Origin of the sequence: Microbulbifer agarilyticus S89 (assembly GCF_000220505.1) — a bacterium.
Lineage (GTDB): Bacteria > Pseudomonadota > Gammaproteobacteria > Pseudomonadales > Cellvibrionaceae > Microbulbifer > Microbulbifer agarilyticus_B.
The window spans coordinates 32,508-48,807 of record NZ_AFPJ01000010.1 but is presented as its reverse complement, the minus strand read 5'-3'; the positions used below and the strand labels follow the sequence as shown (position 1 = coordinate 48,807).

The 16,300-nt window shown below is 58.2% G+C and carries 13 protein-coding genes; 7 read left to right on the top strand and 6 right to left on the bottom strand.

All coding sequences use genetic code 11. The features are described from left to right. Positions 1-51 precede the first annotated feature (51 nt). From aceE to AS89_RS0103680, 5 genes are all read left to right on the top strand, one after another. Positions 52-2,721, top strand: coding sequence for a pyruvate dehydrogenase (acetyl-transferring), homodimeric type (gene aceE, locus AS89_RS0103700; protein ID WP_010130998.1), 2,670 nt, complete (start codon positions 52-54; stop codon positions 2,719-2,721). A 27-nt stretch (positions 2,722-2,748) separates the two neighbouring features. Further along, positions 2,749-4,419, top strand: a complete 1,671-nt coding sequence (gene aceF / locus AS89_RS0103695; RefSeq protein WP_010130997.1) for a dihydrolipoyllysine-residue acetyltransferase — start codon at positions 2,749-2,751, stop codon at positions 4,417-4,419. A 273-nt stretch (positions 4,420-4,692) separates the two neighbouring features. Beyond that, positions 4,693-4,962: a hypothetical protein gene (locus AS89_RS0103690; RefSeq protein ID WP_138976361.1), complete on the top strand. Its 270-nt coding sequence runs from the start codon at positions 4,693-4,695 to the stop codon at positions 4,960-4,962. Between the two features lie 65 nt (positions 4,963-5,027). Further along, entirely contained in the window at positions 5,028-5,285 is a 258-nt protein-coding gene (locus AS89_RS0103685; RefSeq protein ID WP_010130995.1) for a hypothetical protein, read from the top strand. A gap of 75 nt (positions 5,286-5,360) precedes the next feature. Beyond that, positions 5,361-5,765 carry a hypothetical protein gene (locus AS89_RS0103680; RefSeq protein ID WP_010130994.1) on the top strand — a complete coding sequence of 135 codons (405 nt, stop codon included), beginning with the start codon at positions 5,361-5,363 and terminating at the stop codon, positions 5,763-5,765. A 25-nt stretch (positions 5,766-5,790) separates the two neighbouring features. Here the strand turns inward: AS89_RS0103680 and AS89_RS0103675 are convergent, their stop codons facing one another. From AS89_RS0103675 to AS89_RS0103650, 6 genes are all read right to left on the bottom strand, one after another. Then, the gene (locus AS89_RS0103675; protein WP_010130993.1) at positions 5,791-7,122 is read right to left on the bottom strand and encodes a sensor histidine kinase; all 1,332 of its coding nucleotides are present in this window, start codon (positions 7,120-7,122) and stop codon (positions 5,791-5,793) included. Next, the gene (locus AS89_RS0103670) at positions 7,122-8,468 is read right to left on the bottom strand and encodes a sigma-54-dependent transcriptional regulator (protein WP_010130992.1); all 1,347 of its coding nucleotides are present in this window, start codon (positions 8,466-8,468) and stop codon (positions 7,122-7,124) included. The genes AS89_RS0103675 and AS89_RS0103670 overlap by 1 nt, the downstream gene beginning before the upstream one ends. 94 nt (positions 8,469-8,562) lie before the next feature. Then, positions 8,563-9,771, bottom strand: coding sequence for an ABC transporter permease (locus tag AS89_RS0103665; RefSeq protein ID WP_010130990.1), 1,209 nt, complete (start codon positions 9,769-9,771; stop codon positions 8,563-8,565). Between the two features lie 19 nt (positions 9,772-9,790). Continuing rightward, positions 9,791-11,122: an ABC transporter permease gene (locus AS89_RS0103660; protein ID WP_010130989.1), complete on the bottom strand. Its 1,332-nt coding sequence runs from the start codon at positions 11,120-11,122 to the stop codon at positions 9,791-9,793. Between the two features lie 26 nt (positions 11,123-11,148). After that, a complete protein-coding gene (locus AS89_RS16825; RefSeq protein ID WP_010130988.1) occupies positions 11,149-11,850 on the bottom strand; it encodes an ABC transporter ATP-binding protein in 702 nt (233 codons plus the stop codon). A 70-nt stretch (positions 11,851-11,920) separates the two neighbouring features. After that, the gene (locus AS89_RS0103650; protein ID WP_010130987.1) at positions 11,921-13,201 is read right to left on the bottom strand and encodes an efflux RND transporter periplasmic adaptor subunit; all 1,281 of its coding nucleotides are present in this window, start codon (positions 13,199-13,201) and stop codon (positions 11,921-11,923) included. Positions 13,202-13,629: 428 nt separating this feature from the next. Between AS89_RS0103650 and AS89_RS0103645 the strand changes: the two genes are divergently transcribed. Then, on the top strand, positions 13,630-15,138 hold the full coding sequence (locus AS89_RS0103645; RefSeq protein ID WP_010130986.1) for a SulP family inorganic anion transporter: 1,509 nt from the start codon (positions 13,630-13,632) through the stop codon (positions 15,136-15,138). A gap of 234 nt (positions 15,139-15,372) precedes the next feature. Continuing rightward, positions 15,373-16,230: a universal stress protein gene (locus tag AS89_RS0103640; RefSeq protein WP_010130985.1), complete on the top strand. Its 858-nt coding sequence runs from the start codon at positions 15,373-15,375 to the stop codon at positions 16,228-16,230. Positions 16,231-16,300: the final 70 nt, after the last annotated feature.

The window sequence follows — 16,300 nt, the reverse complement described above, 5'->3', positions numbered from 1 at the left end:
GACCATAAAAAAACACCGACTCGACGTCGTATATTCGCCGAGGAGCATTTGATGCACGAAGAAACCGACATTCAGGAAACGCAGGAATGGCTGGACGCGCTGCAGGCGGTTATCCGCCACAGCGGCAAGGAGCGCGCCGCGTTCCTGATCAAGCAGCTGTCTGATCGCGCGACCAACACCGGCGTACAGCTGCCGGCAGCTATTACGACCCCGTATCGCAATACCATTCCGCCGGAAGCGGAAAAGCGTATGCCCGGGGACCTGTTTATGGAGCGTCGTATCCGCTCCCTGATCCGCTGGAATGCGCTGGCCATGGTGGTACGTGCCAACTCCAACAGTGACAGCCTCGGCGGCCACATCGCCAGCTTCTCATCGGCAGCGACCCTGTACGATGTTGCGTTCAACTACTTCTTCCGTGGTAATGAAGGGGAAGAGCGCGGCGACTTGATCTTCTTCCAGGGCCACAGTGCCCCGGGTATCTATGCCCGCTCCTACCTGGAAGGCCGCTTTGATGAAGAGCAGCTGGACAACTTCCGCCGTGAAGTGAACGGCAACGGCCTCTCTTCATACCCGCACCCCTGGTTGATGCCGGAATACTGGCAGTTCCCCACCGTATCCATGGGTCTCGGCCCAATCCAGGCGATCTATCAGGCGCACATCATGCGTTACCTGTCTGCCCGTGGCCTGTCTCCGCGCGGCGATCGCAAGGTGTGGGCATTCCTGGGCGACGGTGAGTGTGACGAGCCGGAATCCCTGGGCGCAATCGCCCTGGCGGGCCGCGAGAGGCTGGAAAACCTGGTCTTCGTGGTCAACTGTAACCTGCAGCGTCTGGATGGCCCGGTGCGTGGCAACGGCAAGATCGTGCAGGAACTGGAAGGCGTGTTCCGCGGTGCCGGCTGGAATGTGATCAAGGTCCTGTGGGGCCGCCTGTGGGATCCGCTGTTCGAGAAAGACGACAAAGGCCTGCTGCAGAAAGTCATGGACGAAACCGTCGATGGTGAAATGCAGAACTTCAAGGCCAACGGTGGCGCCTACACCCGTGAGCACTTCTTCGGTAAGTACCCGGAGCTGAAGGAGATGGTCCAGGACTTCTCCGACGAAGAGATCATGAAGCTCAACCGCGGTGGCCACGACCCGTACAAGGTGTACGCGGCTTACGCCGAAGCGATGGCGAGCAAGGGCAAGCCGACCGTGATCCTGGCGCAAACCGTGAAAGGTTACGGCCTGGGTGCAGCCGGTGAAGCGGCGATGGATACCCACAACGTGAAGAAAATGGACACCGAGGCACTGAAGCGCTTCCGTGACCGCTTTGCGATCCCGATTACCGACAAGGAAATCGAAGAAGTCCCTTACTACCGCCCGTCTCCGGACAGCCCGGAAATGAAGTACATGGCCGAGCGTCGCAAGGCTCTGGGTGGCCCGGTACCGTCGCGCAGCGTGGACGTGGCCAAGCTGGAAATTCCGGAACTGGACGCCTTCAGTGCTCTGACCAAAGGCTCCGGCGACCGCGAAATCTCCACCACCATGGCATTCGTACGCGCGCTGTCGGTGCTGGTGAAAGACAAGAAGATGGGCCAGAACGTTGCGCCGATCGTGCCGGACGAAGCCCGTACCTTCGGTATGGAAGGTCTGTTCCGTCAGCTGGGTATCTACTCCTCCCAAGGCCAGAAATACACGCCGGTCGACCACGGCCAGATCATGTATTACAAGGAAGACAAGAAAGGCCAGGTGCTGGAAGAGGGCATCAACGAAGCCGGTGCGATGTCTGCGTGGATGGCGCTCGCCACCGCGTACAGCAACCATGGCGTACCGATGGTGCCGTTCTACATCTACTACTCGATGTTCGGCTTCCAGCGCATTGGCGACCTGGCCTGGGCGGCGGGTGACATGCAGGCGCGCGGCTTCCTGATTGGTGCCACCGCCGGCCGTACCACCCTGAACGGGGAAGGCCTGCAGCACCAGGATGGCCACAGCCACGTACTGTCTGCGACCATCCCGAACTGTAAGAGCTACGACCCGGCCTACGGTTACGACCTCGCCGTAATCATGCGCCAGGGCCTGAAGGAAATGTACGAAGAGCAGCAGAACCTGTTCTACTACATCACCATTGAGAACGAAAACTACCTGCAGCCGGAAATGCCGCAGGGCGTTGAAGAAGGCATCATTCGCGGTATCTACAAGCTGGATAACAATTCGCGCAAGCCGGGCAAAGGCAAGGCGGCGAAGAAGCACGTACAGCTGGTGGGCGCTGGTTCTATCTTGCGCGAAGTACTGGCCGCCGCGGACATTCTCGCTGACCAGTTCGGTGTTACCTCTGACGTGTGGAACCTGACCTCCGCCACCGAAGCTTCCCGCGAAGCGCAGGACGTGGCGCGCTGGAACATGCTGCACCCGACCGAGGAAGCCCGTAAATCCTGGATTGGCGAGCAGTTCGAAGGCAACGAAACCCCGGTGGTGATTTCTACCGATTACATTCGTTCCTACGTTGAGCCGCTGCGCGAGTTTATCGACGGCGACATGATCGCACTCGGCACCGACGGCTTCGGTCGTTCCGACAGCCGCGAGCAGCTGCGTCGCTTCTTCGAAGTGAACCGCAACTACGTGGTGATCGCTGCGCTGACTGGCCTGGCTAACCAGGGTGTTATCGATGCGAAAGAAGTCGCAGACGCGATCAAGAAACTGAACATCGATCCGGAAAAAGTAAACCCGCGTCTGGTTTAAGGCCCGCTGAATTAAGGAAGGCAAGACATGGCAAAACAAGTCATTAAAGTGCCTGATCTCGGCGGCGCCGATCAGGTAGACGTAATTGAAATTGCGGTTGCGGTGGGTGACACCGTCGCGGAAGAGGATGCGCTGATTGTTGTGGAGGGCGACAAGGCCTCTATGGACGTTCCCGCACCTGTTGCCGGCAAGATCCTGAGCATTTCCGTCAAGGAAGGTGACAAGGTTTCCGAAGGCGACGTGATCGGTGAAATGGAAACCGGCGCCGCTGGCGACGTTGCAGAAGAGTCTGCAGAAGTGGTGGCGGAAGAAGCCGCACCTGCACCGGCAGTAGCATCAGAAGAGCCGCCTGCCCCGGCACCCGCCGCCGCTGCCGCTGAAGAGACGGAACAGGAACTCAAGGTTCCCGATCTCGGCGGCGCCGAGGCGGTGGACGTGATTGAACTCTCCGTTGCTGCGGGTGACTCGGTAGAAGAGGGTGATGCCCTGATCGTGGTGGAAGGGGACAAGGCGTCCATGGACGTGCCGTCTTCCGCTTCCGGCACCATCGTCTCCCTCTCCGTGAAGGAAGGCGACAAGGTTTCCACCGGTGACGTGATTGGCGTGATCAAGGCTGCTGCTGGTGGCGTAAGTGGCGGTGAGGGCGCTAGTGCGCCAGCTCCGGCGCCTGCGCCGGCAGCAGCGCCCGCTCCGGCGCCGCAAGCGGCTGCACCGGAAGCGGCGCATGAGCCGTCAGCGTCGCCCAAGCGCGACCCGCATGTCGAACGCGACCACACGCCGTCGGCGGAAGTTTACGCCGGCCCCGCCGTGCGCAAGCTGGCCCGTGAACTGGGTGTGACCCTGAACAAGGTAAAGCCGACCGGCCCGCGCAACCGTGTGACCAAAGACGACCTGCACGCCTACATCAAGGAGCAGGTGAAGAAAGCGGAAAGTGGTGCTGCCGGTGGAGTGGGTGGCGGTATTGGTATTGCGCCGATGCCGGAAATCGACTTCAGCCAGTTTGGCCCGGTCACTACCGAGCCGATGAGCAAGATCCACAAGATCACCGCCGCGAACATGTCGCGCAACTGGCTGAACGTACCGCACGTTACCCAGTTTGACGATGCAGACATCACCGAGCTGGAAGATTTCCGCAAGGCGATGAAAGCGGAAGCAGAGAAGCGTGGCGTGAAACTCACCCCGGTGCCTTTCCTGCTGAAAGCAGCGGCGGCTGCGCTGCGTGAAGTGCCGAGCTTTAACGTATCCCTGCACAACGATGGCGAGCACATTGTTAAGAAGGACTACGTGCATATCGGCATGGCGGTAGATACACCGAAAGGTCTGATGGTCCCGGTGATTCGTGATGTGGATAAAAAAGGCCTGTACGATCTGGCGGAAGAAGCCACCGCACTGGCGATCGCCGCCCGTGATGGCAAGCTGAAGCCGCGCGATATGCAGGGCGCCTGCTTTACCATCTCCAGCCTGGGTGCCATCGGTGGCACGGGTTTCACGCCGATCGTGAATTCGCCGGAAGTGGGTATCCTGGGTGTTTCCAAGTTGTCTGTGCGCCCCGAGTGGAACGGCAAGGAGTTTGTGCCGCGCAAGATGCTGCCGCTGGCGCTGTCTTACGACCATCGCGCCGTCAACGGTGGCGACGCTGGTCGCTTCCTGACCTACCTCGCCGGAGTGTTGGCAGACGTGCGCCGACTGCTGCTGTAATCTCGATTGCAGACTTGGCATATGAAAGCCGGTGGCTAATCCCACCGGCTTTTTTTTGTGCGAAATTTCGCGTTTTGCAGATAGATAATGCGCCAGCTGCTCACGAATGGCGGCCCGGTGATCCTGAGGTTGAAATCTGCGCATTTTATTGCGGTTAAAAACTGTACAGCGGCGTCCAACCCTTCCTGCCAGCTAGACTAAAAATATCGGAAGCGGAAACGTCGGTTTCCCGATAAGCGGTTAGGGCAATTTCAGTTGTGAGGTAGAAGCGCCATGAGTCGCAGAGGGATTGCAGGAGTGGTGTTAGGCGCCACCGTGTGCATACAAGGTTGTATCTTCCTTCCCTATGAGGACGACATCAGTCACGATCCATTTTTCTTTAGTCCCGAAAGCAAGAGCCAGCGTGCAAACTTTGTCGAGGTGGGGAATTACCTGCCGAATACAGCAGCACCGCAGGCGGCCAATCAACAGTGTGCCACCGACGCTGGCGATAGCCGGGTGGGCTCCGCCTGCTGGTTTTTCCCGGTTATGCGCGTGTACTGATGCGCTAGTGCCAGTGCCGTTGGCGCTGGTACGCGTAACCGCCACCCATTTTTTAAGGAGACCCCATGTACAAGCGAACGACCCTATTTTCTTTATTGGCGGCGGTAACGCTGGTCGCGGCCTGCGGCACGAGCAGCGTGCGTGATCAGGTGGTCTACCCTAACAGTGCGCCAATTCCGCGGGAGCCTGTGGCTGAGCAGAAGACGAACTATGATGGCTGTCCCGGAGATGCGGAAGAGCTGGCACCGGGTTCGATTTGCCCGGCAACCGCTCAGTGCTATGAAATTTCTGGTGGTCGCCGCTGTATCGTCTACGAAAAGTAAGCTCTGTTCCGCGGGTACCAGTGCGAGAATTTAAGGTCAATTGGGACGACCTGAATAATCACAGAGGATGTGATCATGAAACTGCGCCTGTTTTGCCTGCTATTTGCCGTGCTGAGCACGGGTTGCGCCACCACCGGTGACGGGGTGGAAAACGCAGCCAGCCTCGATGGGTTCTGGTGTGACCTCAGCGGCACCCCCGGGGCCTTTTATCAGCGCCCACAACCTGCCAACCTGATGCCCGCTTTTCCACGGAATTGCTTTGCCGGTCACGCCGAGACGCACACTGCAGACGCCTGTCTGGTGAATGATTCGATCTGTTATCAACTGGACACCGGGGCCTGGTGTAATGCCGGGCAGGCGCAGCTGTGTCCTGCTGGCACATCGCCGCTGGAACTGGAGGCACCATGCCCGGAAGGCGGTCGCTGCTGGTTGTACAGCGAAGGTTTACGCTGCTATTCCATGGAAGCGCAGGCGGGCTAATCGGCCGCGTCGCAAAGTTTTTGACTTAGCCTGTCTCTGCCCAGGGGAGCCAGATGGTTACCCTGAGGCCACCCCTGGCCCGGTTGTGTAATTGCACCTGCCCGCCGTGGGCATCGGCAATTTCCCGGCACAGCGCCAAGCCCAGTCCGACCCCGCCGGGCTTAGTCGAATAGAACGGCAGCAGTGCCTGCTGCAGTACCTGATCATTCATCCCGGTGCCGCGGTCCGCGACCGTCAGCAGTTGCCCGTGTGCATCTGTCTGGATGCGCACCGAAATATCTTCCCGTGCGCTACCGGATTCGGCGGCATTCTTCAGCAGGTTCAGCAGCGCCTGCTCCAGCTGTGTTGGATCGAAGTAGCCCGGCCGGCTGGGCAGCGTATCGGTGAGGGTGAACGGCTGCAGTGGCTGTACGCGGGAAACCAGCGTATCCCAGGCCACCTCTTCACACACCGGGGGTGGCAGCTTGGCGAAACGTGCATAGCCCTGGGTAAATTCGGTGAGATGCTTGCAGCGGTCCGCGATGACATCGAACACCCCGGCGAGCTGTTGCGAATCGATTTTCTGGGAGAGTAATTTTCCGCTGTGGGCCATGGAGGATATTGGCGCGAGCGAATTGTTCAGTTCATGGCTGATCAGACGAATGACTTTTTTCCACACCTGAACTTCCGCGCGGGTCAGCTCGCGCGTCATTTCACGCAGCAGCACCAGGCGGTGTTTTTGTGCATTCAGCACAAAGGTACTGTTGCTGATATGCATGGTATGGGTGGCCTCGCCGTCGAGGTAGCTAATCAGCCCATCCTGCTCGCGCTCGATGGCCTGCGCCAGTTCCCTGGGGCTATGCGGTAAGATTTTGGACAGTAGATGGCCCTGCAGCGGCCGCCCCTGGTGCAGCAGGTGGCGTGCACTGGTGTTGGCATAGATTACGTGCTGGCTCTGGTCGATGAGCAGCAAAGCCAGTGGTGAACTCTGGATCACTGTATCCAGTAGCAGTTCGCGCTGGTGGATATGTGCCCGTTCCCTGCGCAGGATTTCACCGACCTCGTTGTACAGATTGGCGAGTTTTCCAAACTGGTCATGGCTGTCCAGCGCCAGCGAAATAGAAAAATCGCCGTCGCGAAAGTTCAGCAGCCCGCCTTCGAGGCTTTGCAGCGCCTGATTGATTTTGTGGGTGATCGGGCGCATGAGCAGGAATGCAGCGGTGAGCCCCAGCAGCAGCCCGATGCTCCACGCGAGTATCGGTGGTACGCCGAGCTGGGTGAGTCCAAAGGGAATACCGGTCGCAACTGCGACCGACAGCAGCACGGTGGCAAAGAGTTTCCCTTCGATAGAAGTTTTGGGCGTGGACGGTGTTCGCATCAGTAAGGAATACCATACTTATCCAAACGCCGATACAGCGCCTGACGGCTAAGGCCAAGCTCGCGCGCAGCCTGGGCAATCACGCCGTTGCAATTGGCCAGGGTTTGCTCCAGCAGTTCCCGGCTGGGTTCAAAGCTGTGCTCAGGTGCCTTGGCCAGGCTGTCTTCGGGAAGCGCGAGGGTCGACTCTTCGACAATGTCGCCTTGCGTGAGTACTGCCGCCCGTTGCATCACGTTCTGTAACTCGCGCACATTCCCTGGCCAGCGATAACGCATCAGGCTTTGCTGCGCCTGGGCACTCAGCTGCTTGCCTGTTTTGGCCAGAAACCCGCGGGCGAGCGGCAGGATATCTTCCGGCCGGTCACTCAGGGGAGGGAGCTTCAGCTCAATCACATTCAGACGGTAGAACAGATCCTGGCGAAAGCTGCTGTCGGCAATCATTTCCTGCAGGTTGCTGTTGGTGGCGCTGATCACGCGCACCTGTACCTTGCGGGTCTGGCTGCTGCCGAGCCGTTGAAATTCCCCAGTCTGCAATACGCGCAACAGCTTTACCTGACCGCTGGCGGAGAGCTCGCCGATCTCGTCCAGAAACAGGGTGCCGCCATCGGCCGCTTCAAATCGCCCCTGACGCACCTTGTTGCCTGCGCCGGTATAGGCTCCGGCTTCCGCACCAAACAGCTCGGCTTCCATCAACTCTTCGGGCAGTGCGCCCACGTTGACCTTGATGTAGGGGCCGTCTTTTACGCTGGAGTTCGCCTGCACGATATCGGCGATCTTTTCCTTGCCGGCACCATTGGGGCCAGTAATCAGCACCGGTACATCCGAGTGGGCAACCTGCGTGGCCATTTCCAGCAGCGTCTGCACGCTCTGGCTGCGGTAAACCACGCTCTGCAGGTCAAACTTCTGTTGCAGCAGTTCTCGAGCCTGTTGCGCACGACTCTGGGATTGCCGCTGTTGCTGCTGAAGGTCGTGTAATTCGAGCAGGTTTTTAATGGTGGCGATAAGCTTGTTGTCGTCCCAGGGTTTACCTACATAGTCGGCCGCGCCGGCTTTTACCAGCGCTACCGCCATTTCCAACTGGGTCCATGCGGTAAGCAGAATGACCGGGATATCGGGCTGGATTTCACGCAGGGCAAAAAACAGTGCACGGCCTTCTTCCCCGGAGGTGGTGTCGGCAGTGAAGTTCATGTCCTGGATAACCAGACTGATGTCCGGATTTTCCCGCAACAGCTGTAGGCCGGCCTGGGGGGTAATGGCGGAAAGAGTCTGAATATCGTGTAGAGACAACAACAGTGACAAGGCAGAAATGATACTGGTGTTGTCGTCGATGATGAGTACTTTGTCCAACGCGCGCTTCCTGTTGCGGTGGTCTTAAACTTACTTTACGGTGCTCCTGCGCCCGGCAGGGGGCGCAGGAGCTCAGTAGCGGATAATCGAGTTTTTATACGCTCCGTGTCGCTGTCGCCGGCGAGATGTTCGCAGCGCGCAGCGCCGGCACCAGTGCCGCGGTGAGGCTGACTACCAGTAATACTATCGCACAGCCAATGAGCAGAGAAAGTGACAGTGGTGGCTGCGAGAAATTATTGGCGATGGCCTCGTTGATGATCAGTGCCGCGGTGCCCCCCAGCGTCAGGCCGGTAACGGCGATAATACTGTTTTCCACCAGGAAGTAACGGCTGATGTTGCTGCGGCTGGCACCCAGGGCACGGCGAATACCGATCTGCTTGGTGCGCTGGTTAATCCAGAAGGTGGTGAGCCCCACAATACCCAGTGCCACGATGAAGGTAAGCAGCCCAACAACCACCGACAGCATTTTGATCATCAGGTTATCGCCAGAGTAGCTCTGCCTTTTATTCTCTTCCGTGGTTTCGACATGGATCACGCGCTGCGGGTCGCGTTCCGCCAGCTTGTCTTCCAGCTGTTTGAATACGGCGTCCCGCTGTCCCGGTTCTGTTCTTACCAGATAGCGTTTGTGATTGCCGGTGATCAACATCGGGTTAAACACCACGTTTCCGGCCAGGTTCCAGCTCGGCCAGGCTCCAAGATGGCGATCTACGATACCAATAATCTTGGTCGGATGATCATCGCGGCCGGAGTACAGGTATTTACCGAGTGCACTCTCTTCCGGGAAGGCGCTGTCGGCAAATTGCTGGGTGACGATCGCGACATCGGAAATTTGGTTGTCGTGCGCACCGAGAATTTTCATCTCATCTTCGCGGAAGTTGCGTCCCGCTACCAGCTTCATCCCCAGCGTGTTAATAAAGTGCGGGTCCGTATGGTAGTAGTTTGCGGTGAGATCGCCGATCTCCTGATTCGGTTCGAGAAAGTAACCGCTGGCGGAGCCAGAGCCGGATAGCGGCAGTTGGTTGGTCACGCTCGCATCGATGACACCTGGCATCGAGCGTAACAGATCCAGGTCCGCAACCACGGCACCAGCCATGTCGTACTCGGTCGGTACCGGCATAAAGGTAATACCGATCAGATTTTCCACATCGATCCCGGTGGGGCGATCGATCTTTTGTTGCCGCTCCTGAATGATCGTTACCGAGTTGCTCACAATCGCGAGGGTGAGGGCGATCTGCACTGCGATGAGCAGCGCGGATATCTTGTTTCGCCAGAGGGCGGATAGCATGGGTTTGATTTCAAACACGATAGTTTCCTTTTCTGGCTTATTGCGTTTTCAGGTAAACAGAAGGATTGGTCCGGCTGATACGCCAGGCCGGGTAGAGGCCGGCCAGCAGGCTCGCGAAAACCGCCAGTGCGATTGCGGCAAACACCATAGCCCAGTCCATTTGTGCCACCCGGTCAAAGCCGTCGTCGGTGAGTACACGAATACCGGCTAGCCCCACGAGTGTAAGTACGATGCCGGCAAGTCCGCCCAGCAGCCCAATGCAGCCGCTTTCAATCAGGTGCTGGGTGAATATCGAGCCGCGTCCCGCACCTAGTGCCCGACGCACGCCAGCCTCTGGCGCCTTGCGTAGGAACTTTGCCAGCAGCAGTGCTACCGCATTGACGACACACACCAGTAAAAATGCCAGTGCGCACCAGGCCAATACCCGGCTGTCCTGGTCCAGTACTTCATTCAGCACCAGCCATTCGGAAGGTTGCGTGAGGGCGAACTTCAGCGGGCGCTGGAAACGCCCCTGCTCTTTTTGCTGGCGGATATAGTTGGTGATGAACTCTTCGTAATCACGCTTTTGCGCGGCGCTGTCCAGCTCCACCCAGTATTGGATCCATACGGATTCACTCTGCAGGTGTGCCTCATAGCCGGTCACGCCTTCGTTGCCACCGCTGTTCCAGCCGTTATTGTTACCCCAACTGTGGATTTCAAATTTGCGATGCAGGCCAAACGGGATGTAGATCTCTTCCGAGTCGTTGAATGCGCCATTGTTGAGGTCATGTACCTTGGGTGACGGATTCCAGTCTTCAATAACGCCAACGACGGTGAATGGTTCGCCATTCAGTTGGATAACTTCACCGACGCTGTTCTTCTCACCAAAGATTTTGGCGTTGGTTGCGCTGGACAGAACCACGCTGAGGGTGGGGGTCTCATCGGCACTTTTCTCCCAGGTGCCGCCGTGCTTGAACGGTACGTCGAACAGGCCGAAGAAATCCCGCGTGGTTACCCGAGCGTTAGCCACGAAAGGGCGCACCTGGCTATCGTCAGTGGTGACGGTGAAACCAAACCGGTGCATGGCAACCTGGCGCGCGGGAATTTCCGAACGCAGCAGGGCAGTTGCGTCTTGATAGGTCAGCTGCCATGGGATTTGATTGCCCCGCCCACCGCGGTTGTAGGATTCGTTCGGATCCCAGCTATCCAGCTGTACTGCGTACAGTACGCTGTCTTTGTGCTCTAGCGGATTTTTCGAGGTCATGTAGTTAACCGTGAGTACGGTCATGGATGCGCCGACACCGACTGCGATTGCGGCGATCATAAGCGCGCTCAGAATAGGAGTGCCCCGCAGGCTGCGCATGGCGAGGCTGATGTAATAGCCGATCATTTCGGTTTCCTTTTCTCGGATTCAGCTTAGGCGATGGCGGCTTCGGGTTGCGCAATGGTCTGGCGCAGGTCGGATACCTGGCCGTCGACGATCTGGATATTGCGTTGCGCGCGGCGGGCCAGGTCCGGGTCATGGGTCACCATGACAATGGTGGTGCCCCATTCGTTGATGAACTCCAGAAGTTCCATCACCTGGCGTGCCATCAGCGAGTCCAGGTTACCGGTTGGTTCATCCGCGAGCAGGAAGCGTGGTTCACCGGCGAGGGCGCGGGCGATCGCCACACGCTGTTGCTGTCCACCGGAGAGCTGCGCGGGCAGGTGTTTGGCGCGGGCGGAAAGACCGACCTGTTCCAGGGATTTTTCAATGCGGCGACGACGCTCTTTGGCATTGAAACCACGATAGCGCAGCGGCACGTCGATATTGTCGAACAGGTTCAGGTCAGGAATCAGGTTGAAGCCCTGAAAGATAAAGCCGATTTTCTCATTGCGCAGACGTGAGCGCTCGCTATCGGAAAGGTTGCCGACTTCCTGGCCGTCCAACAGATACTGGCCACCGGTCGGCGTTTCCAGCAGGCCCGCAATATTCAGGAAGGTGGTTTTGCCGGAGCCGCTGGGGCCGGTAACCGAGACGAACTCTCCCTCGTTCACCTCCAGGCTGAAGTCGCGCAGCGCATGGGTCTCGATGGTGTCGGTGCGATAACTTTTACGGATGTTTTGCATTTTTAGCATGGTAAATTTCCTTGTCTTCGAAGTTGCGTGATCTTTAATTCAGTTCTGCGTTTATGAGTTCGTTGCGGTATCAATCTTTCAGGGCAACCAGTTGTGCCTTGTCCAGCTCATCGGCGGCGGAGGTGATAATCTGGTCGCCTACCTCGAGCCCCGAAACAATCTCAACCTGGTTGAGCCCCCACGCGCCGATGGTGATCGGCACCTTCACGGCCTGCTGCTGGTCAGTTAGTTTCCAGGCGAAGCGACCGCCGGTCTGCTCCAGGAAGCCGCCGCGTTTCACCAGCATGACGTTCTCGCGGCTTTCCAGGAGTACGCGGGCGGTAAGGCGCAGGTTCTGGCGCAAATTAGCGGGCTGACCATCGGTGAAACGCACGCGGGCGGTAACTTGGTTGTTAATCACCTCGGGTGCGATAGCGGTGATCTCACCGGGCAGCTTTTCGAAGCCCATGGTGACTTCCACAGCCATAGCGAGGCCCAGGTCATCGGCGTAGTTCTCCGGCACCGCGGCTTCCAGTTCGAAGCTGGTCAGATCGACTACGGTGAGCAGCGGCGCGTTGGCGGCGACGGCGGCGCGTTGGGTGGTGGCGAGACTGCCGATGGTGCCGTCTACCGGGGATACGATGTGCAATTCGTTGACCTTGCGCTGCAGTTCTTCCATCTGCAGTCTTTGCTGGTCAACCTGCAGTTGCAGGGTCTGGGTTTCAAACGTGAGTGCCTCGTTTTCCAGCGATGCATTCTGTACCGCCTGCGCGTATTCGAGCTCTGCGCGTGCCAGGTCATCGCTGGCCTTTTCGAAGTCCAGCTGGGGGATAATCTGCTTTTCCAGGGAAATCTGTGCGCGCTTCAATTCGCGGCGCGCCGCCGCCAGGTCCACCTTGGCAAGGTCGGCCTTCTGGGTGTTCTCCAGACGCTGGCGTTTCGCCTGAATTTTCTGGCGCGCCAGTTCCACACTCAGTTTGTTGTACAGCGCACTTTCCTGGGCGAGCTGGTTTTGCAGCTGCGGGCTGTCGACCTCTGCAAGCAACTGCCCGGTGCTGACGGTGTCACCGGCCTTGACCGCGAATTTGACGATGCCCTGAGCCGGGCTGAACAGGGTAGGGCTATTGGCCGCAACGACTTTGCCCTGAACCACCAGGTCGCGGACCAGGTCCCCGCGCTCCACCGCAGCGATATTGATGCGCGACAGGGAAAGGCGGGCATCCACGGCGTTGGTGCTTTGCCAGCTCATCAGTCCCCACACCACGAACGCGGCTGCGCCCATACCCAGGCCGACGCGCTTGAGCAGGCGCGGGCTCTTCCACGGGCTTTGCGGTGCGAGCTGGACGTCCTGCCCTGAGGTATCTCTGATCATGTTGTTCCCAAGTGCTGTGAATCGATTTGTTTTGTTCTGCCACTCTGACGCAGGTTTTTTCTGCCCCGGATGCAGCGTGGATTTTTCTGGATGCAGCGGCCTTATCGCAATTGCCGTGCCAAGGTGTTAATTGCGTATAAGCTATTGATTTGTAAGGTAAATAAATATTTTATGAATTGTCGGGGCGGAACTGAGGTGTCCGCAGAAAGTGTCCGGACAGCGGGTGTCCGTGGTATCGGACAGCAGAGGAATTAGGTGACATGGGACCCGGGCCCGCACGGATTGCCGGTCCGGGCTGAAAAACATTTGGGTGTTCTTTAGCCAGCAACCCCAAGATGCTAGAATCCGCGCCCCTGTTTTCCGGTGAAGATTGCGCGCCGAAGAAAGCAGGATTCCGAACAAGACTCCCCAGACAGGCTCTTCTGATTATGCAGTTCTCCAATACCCTGTTGTCGTCCACCAGAAATGACTGGTTTGGCAACATCCGCCGTGACGTGCTCGCCGGCCTTGTGGTCGCGCTGGCCCTCATCCCGGAAGCCATTGCCTTTTCCATCATTGCCGGTGTCGACCCGCGTGTTGGTCTCTACGCGTCCTTCTGTATTGCCGTGGTCATCGCGTTTGTGGGCGGCCGCCCGGGCATGATCTCCGCCGCCACCGGCGCCATGGCGCTGCTGATGGTGACGCTGGTGAAGGAGCACGGGTTACAGTACCTGCTTGCGGCCACGTTATTGACGGGGGTGCTGCAGATCATTGCCGGCTATCTCAAACTCGGCAGCCTGATGAGCTTTGTGTCGAGGGCCGTGGTCACGGGGTTTGTGAACGCCCTGGCCATCCTGATCTTTATGGCGCAGTTGCCGGAGCTCACCGATGTGACCTGGCATGTGTATGCCATGACCGCGGCGGGCCTCGGCATTATCTACCTGTTCCCCTATGTGCCGGTGGTGGGCAAGATCCTGCCTTCACCACTGGTGTGTATTCTGGTGCTGACTGCGGTGGCGGTGACTATGGGGATGGATATCCGGACCGTGGGCGATATGGGTGAGCTCCCGGATACCCTGCCAATCTTCCTGTGGCCGGACGTACCGCTGAATTTTGAAACCCTGAAGATCATCTTCCCGTACTCCGCCGGTCTGGCGGTGGTCGGTTTGCTGGAATCCCTGATGACCGCGACCATCGTGGACGATCTGACGGACACCAACAGTGACAAGAACCGCGAGTGTAAGGGCCAGGGTATCGCCAATATCGGTGCCGGCATGCTGGGCGGCATGGCGGGCTGTGCAATGATCGGCCAGTCTGTGATCAATGTGAAATCCGGCGGCCGCGGCCGTCTGTCTACGCTGGTGGCCGGTGTTGGCCTGCTGACCCTGGTGGTGTTCCTGAGCGATTGGGTGGCGGTGATCCCGATGGCGGCGCTGGTGGCGGTGATGATCATGGTGTCTATCGGTACCTTTGACTGGGGCTCCATTCGCAACCTGAACAAGTTGCCGCTATCCACCAATCTGGTGATGCTGTCCACAGTGATTGTGGTAGTGTTTACCCATAATCTGGCATTCGGCGTGTTTGTGGGTGTTCTGCTGGCATCGCTGTTCTTCGCCAACAAGGTGAGCCACTTTATGTATGTGAGCTCGGAGCTGGATGAAGAGAAGAATTGCCGTACCTACAAGGTGGTGGGGCAGGTGTTCTTCAATTCTGCAGACAAGTTTGTTGCGGCGTTTGATTTTAAAGAGGCGCTGGACAAGGTGGTGATTGATCTGAGCCGTGCGCACTTCTGGGATGTGTCGGCGGTGTACTCTCTGGACAAGTCGGTGGTGAAGTTCCGTCGTGAGGGTGCCGAGGTCGAGCTGATTGGCCTGAACGAGGCGAGTTCCACCATCGTTGACCGCTTTGGTGTGCACGACAAGCCGGAAGAGATTGAGAAGGTGCTGGGCGGGCACTAAGGCCTGCGAGCTTCGTTCGGGAGCTCTGTATTACCTCCGTGGCGCCGAAACACTGAATGGAAGTTTTTGAAAACGCACAAGTACATCCCTGTATGCTCCGTCGGCGACGTCCATGTCGCCGACGGTTTTCAAAAACTTCCATTCAGCATTTCGGCTTCATTCACGGCGACAGACCTTGTAAGCCGGCACCTACACGAACACGCATAGTGGTAAGTGATAGAGGGAAAATAATAAATGACCGAGCACAAAGACCCCATCGTACTCTCCTGCATTGATGGCTCTCACTACAGTGGCGCCGTCTGTGATTACTCCGCCTGGATATCTAGCCGCGCCAAGGCGCCGGTCAAACTCCTGCACAATATCGAACGCGTAACCACCCCGGCGGTTGCCGACCTGTCCGGCAGTATTGGCCTGGGTAGCCAGGAAGAACTGTTGGAAGAGCTGACCTCCCTGGAACAGCAGCGCTCGAAGCTGTTGCTGGAGCAGGGCCGGCAGATGCTGGAAGATGCGCGCCAGCGCGCGGAGCAGGCGGGTGCCGAGCGGGTAATCACCTGTCAGCGCCACGGGTCTTTGGTTGAATCCCTGGTGGAGATGGAAGACCACATCCGAGTGCTGGTGCTGGGTATTCGCGGTGAAGAGCACGGCGAGTCGGATAAAGGCCTGGGGGCGCAGCTGGAAACGGTGGTGCGGGCGCTGCACAAGCCGATTCTGGTGGTGAACCGGGAGTTTTCGGAGCCCCGTTCAATCATGCTGGCGTATGACGGCAGTGAGGCGGCGCGCAAGGCGCTGGATATGGTCGCTACCAGTCCGGTGTTTAAGGGTGTCGACTGTCATCTAGTGTATGTGGGTGATGGAGCCGAGTCGGTGTTGGCGCAGGGTGCCGAGACACTGGGGCACGCCGGTATTCGTGTGACCAGCGCGAACCTGCAGGGCAAGACGGTTGATGCGCTGATTGCGTACCAACAGGAACACGATATCGACCTGACGGTAATGGGTGCGTTCAGCCACAGTAAGCTGCGCGATCTGTTGCTGGGTAGTGTGACCGCGAAAATGTTGCTGGGGACTAATCAGCCCTTACTGCTACTTCGGTAAGTCTGTTACTTCGATAAAGTTACTGCTGCACAAATTTATCCTGATGCATAAAACAAAAAAGCCTGCGGGA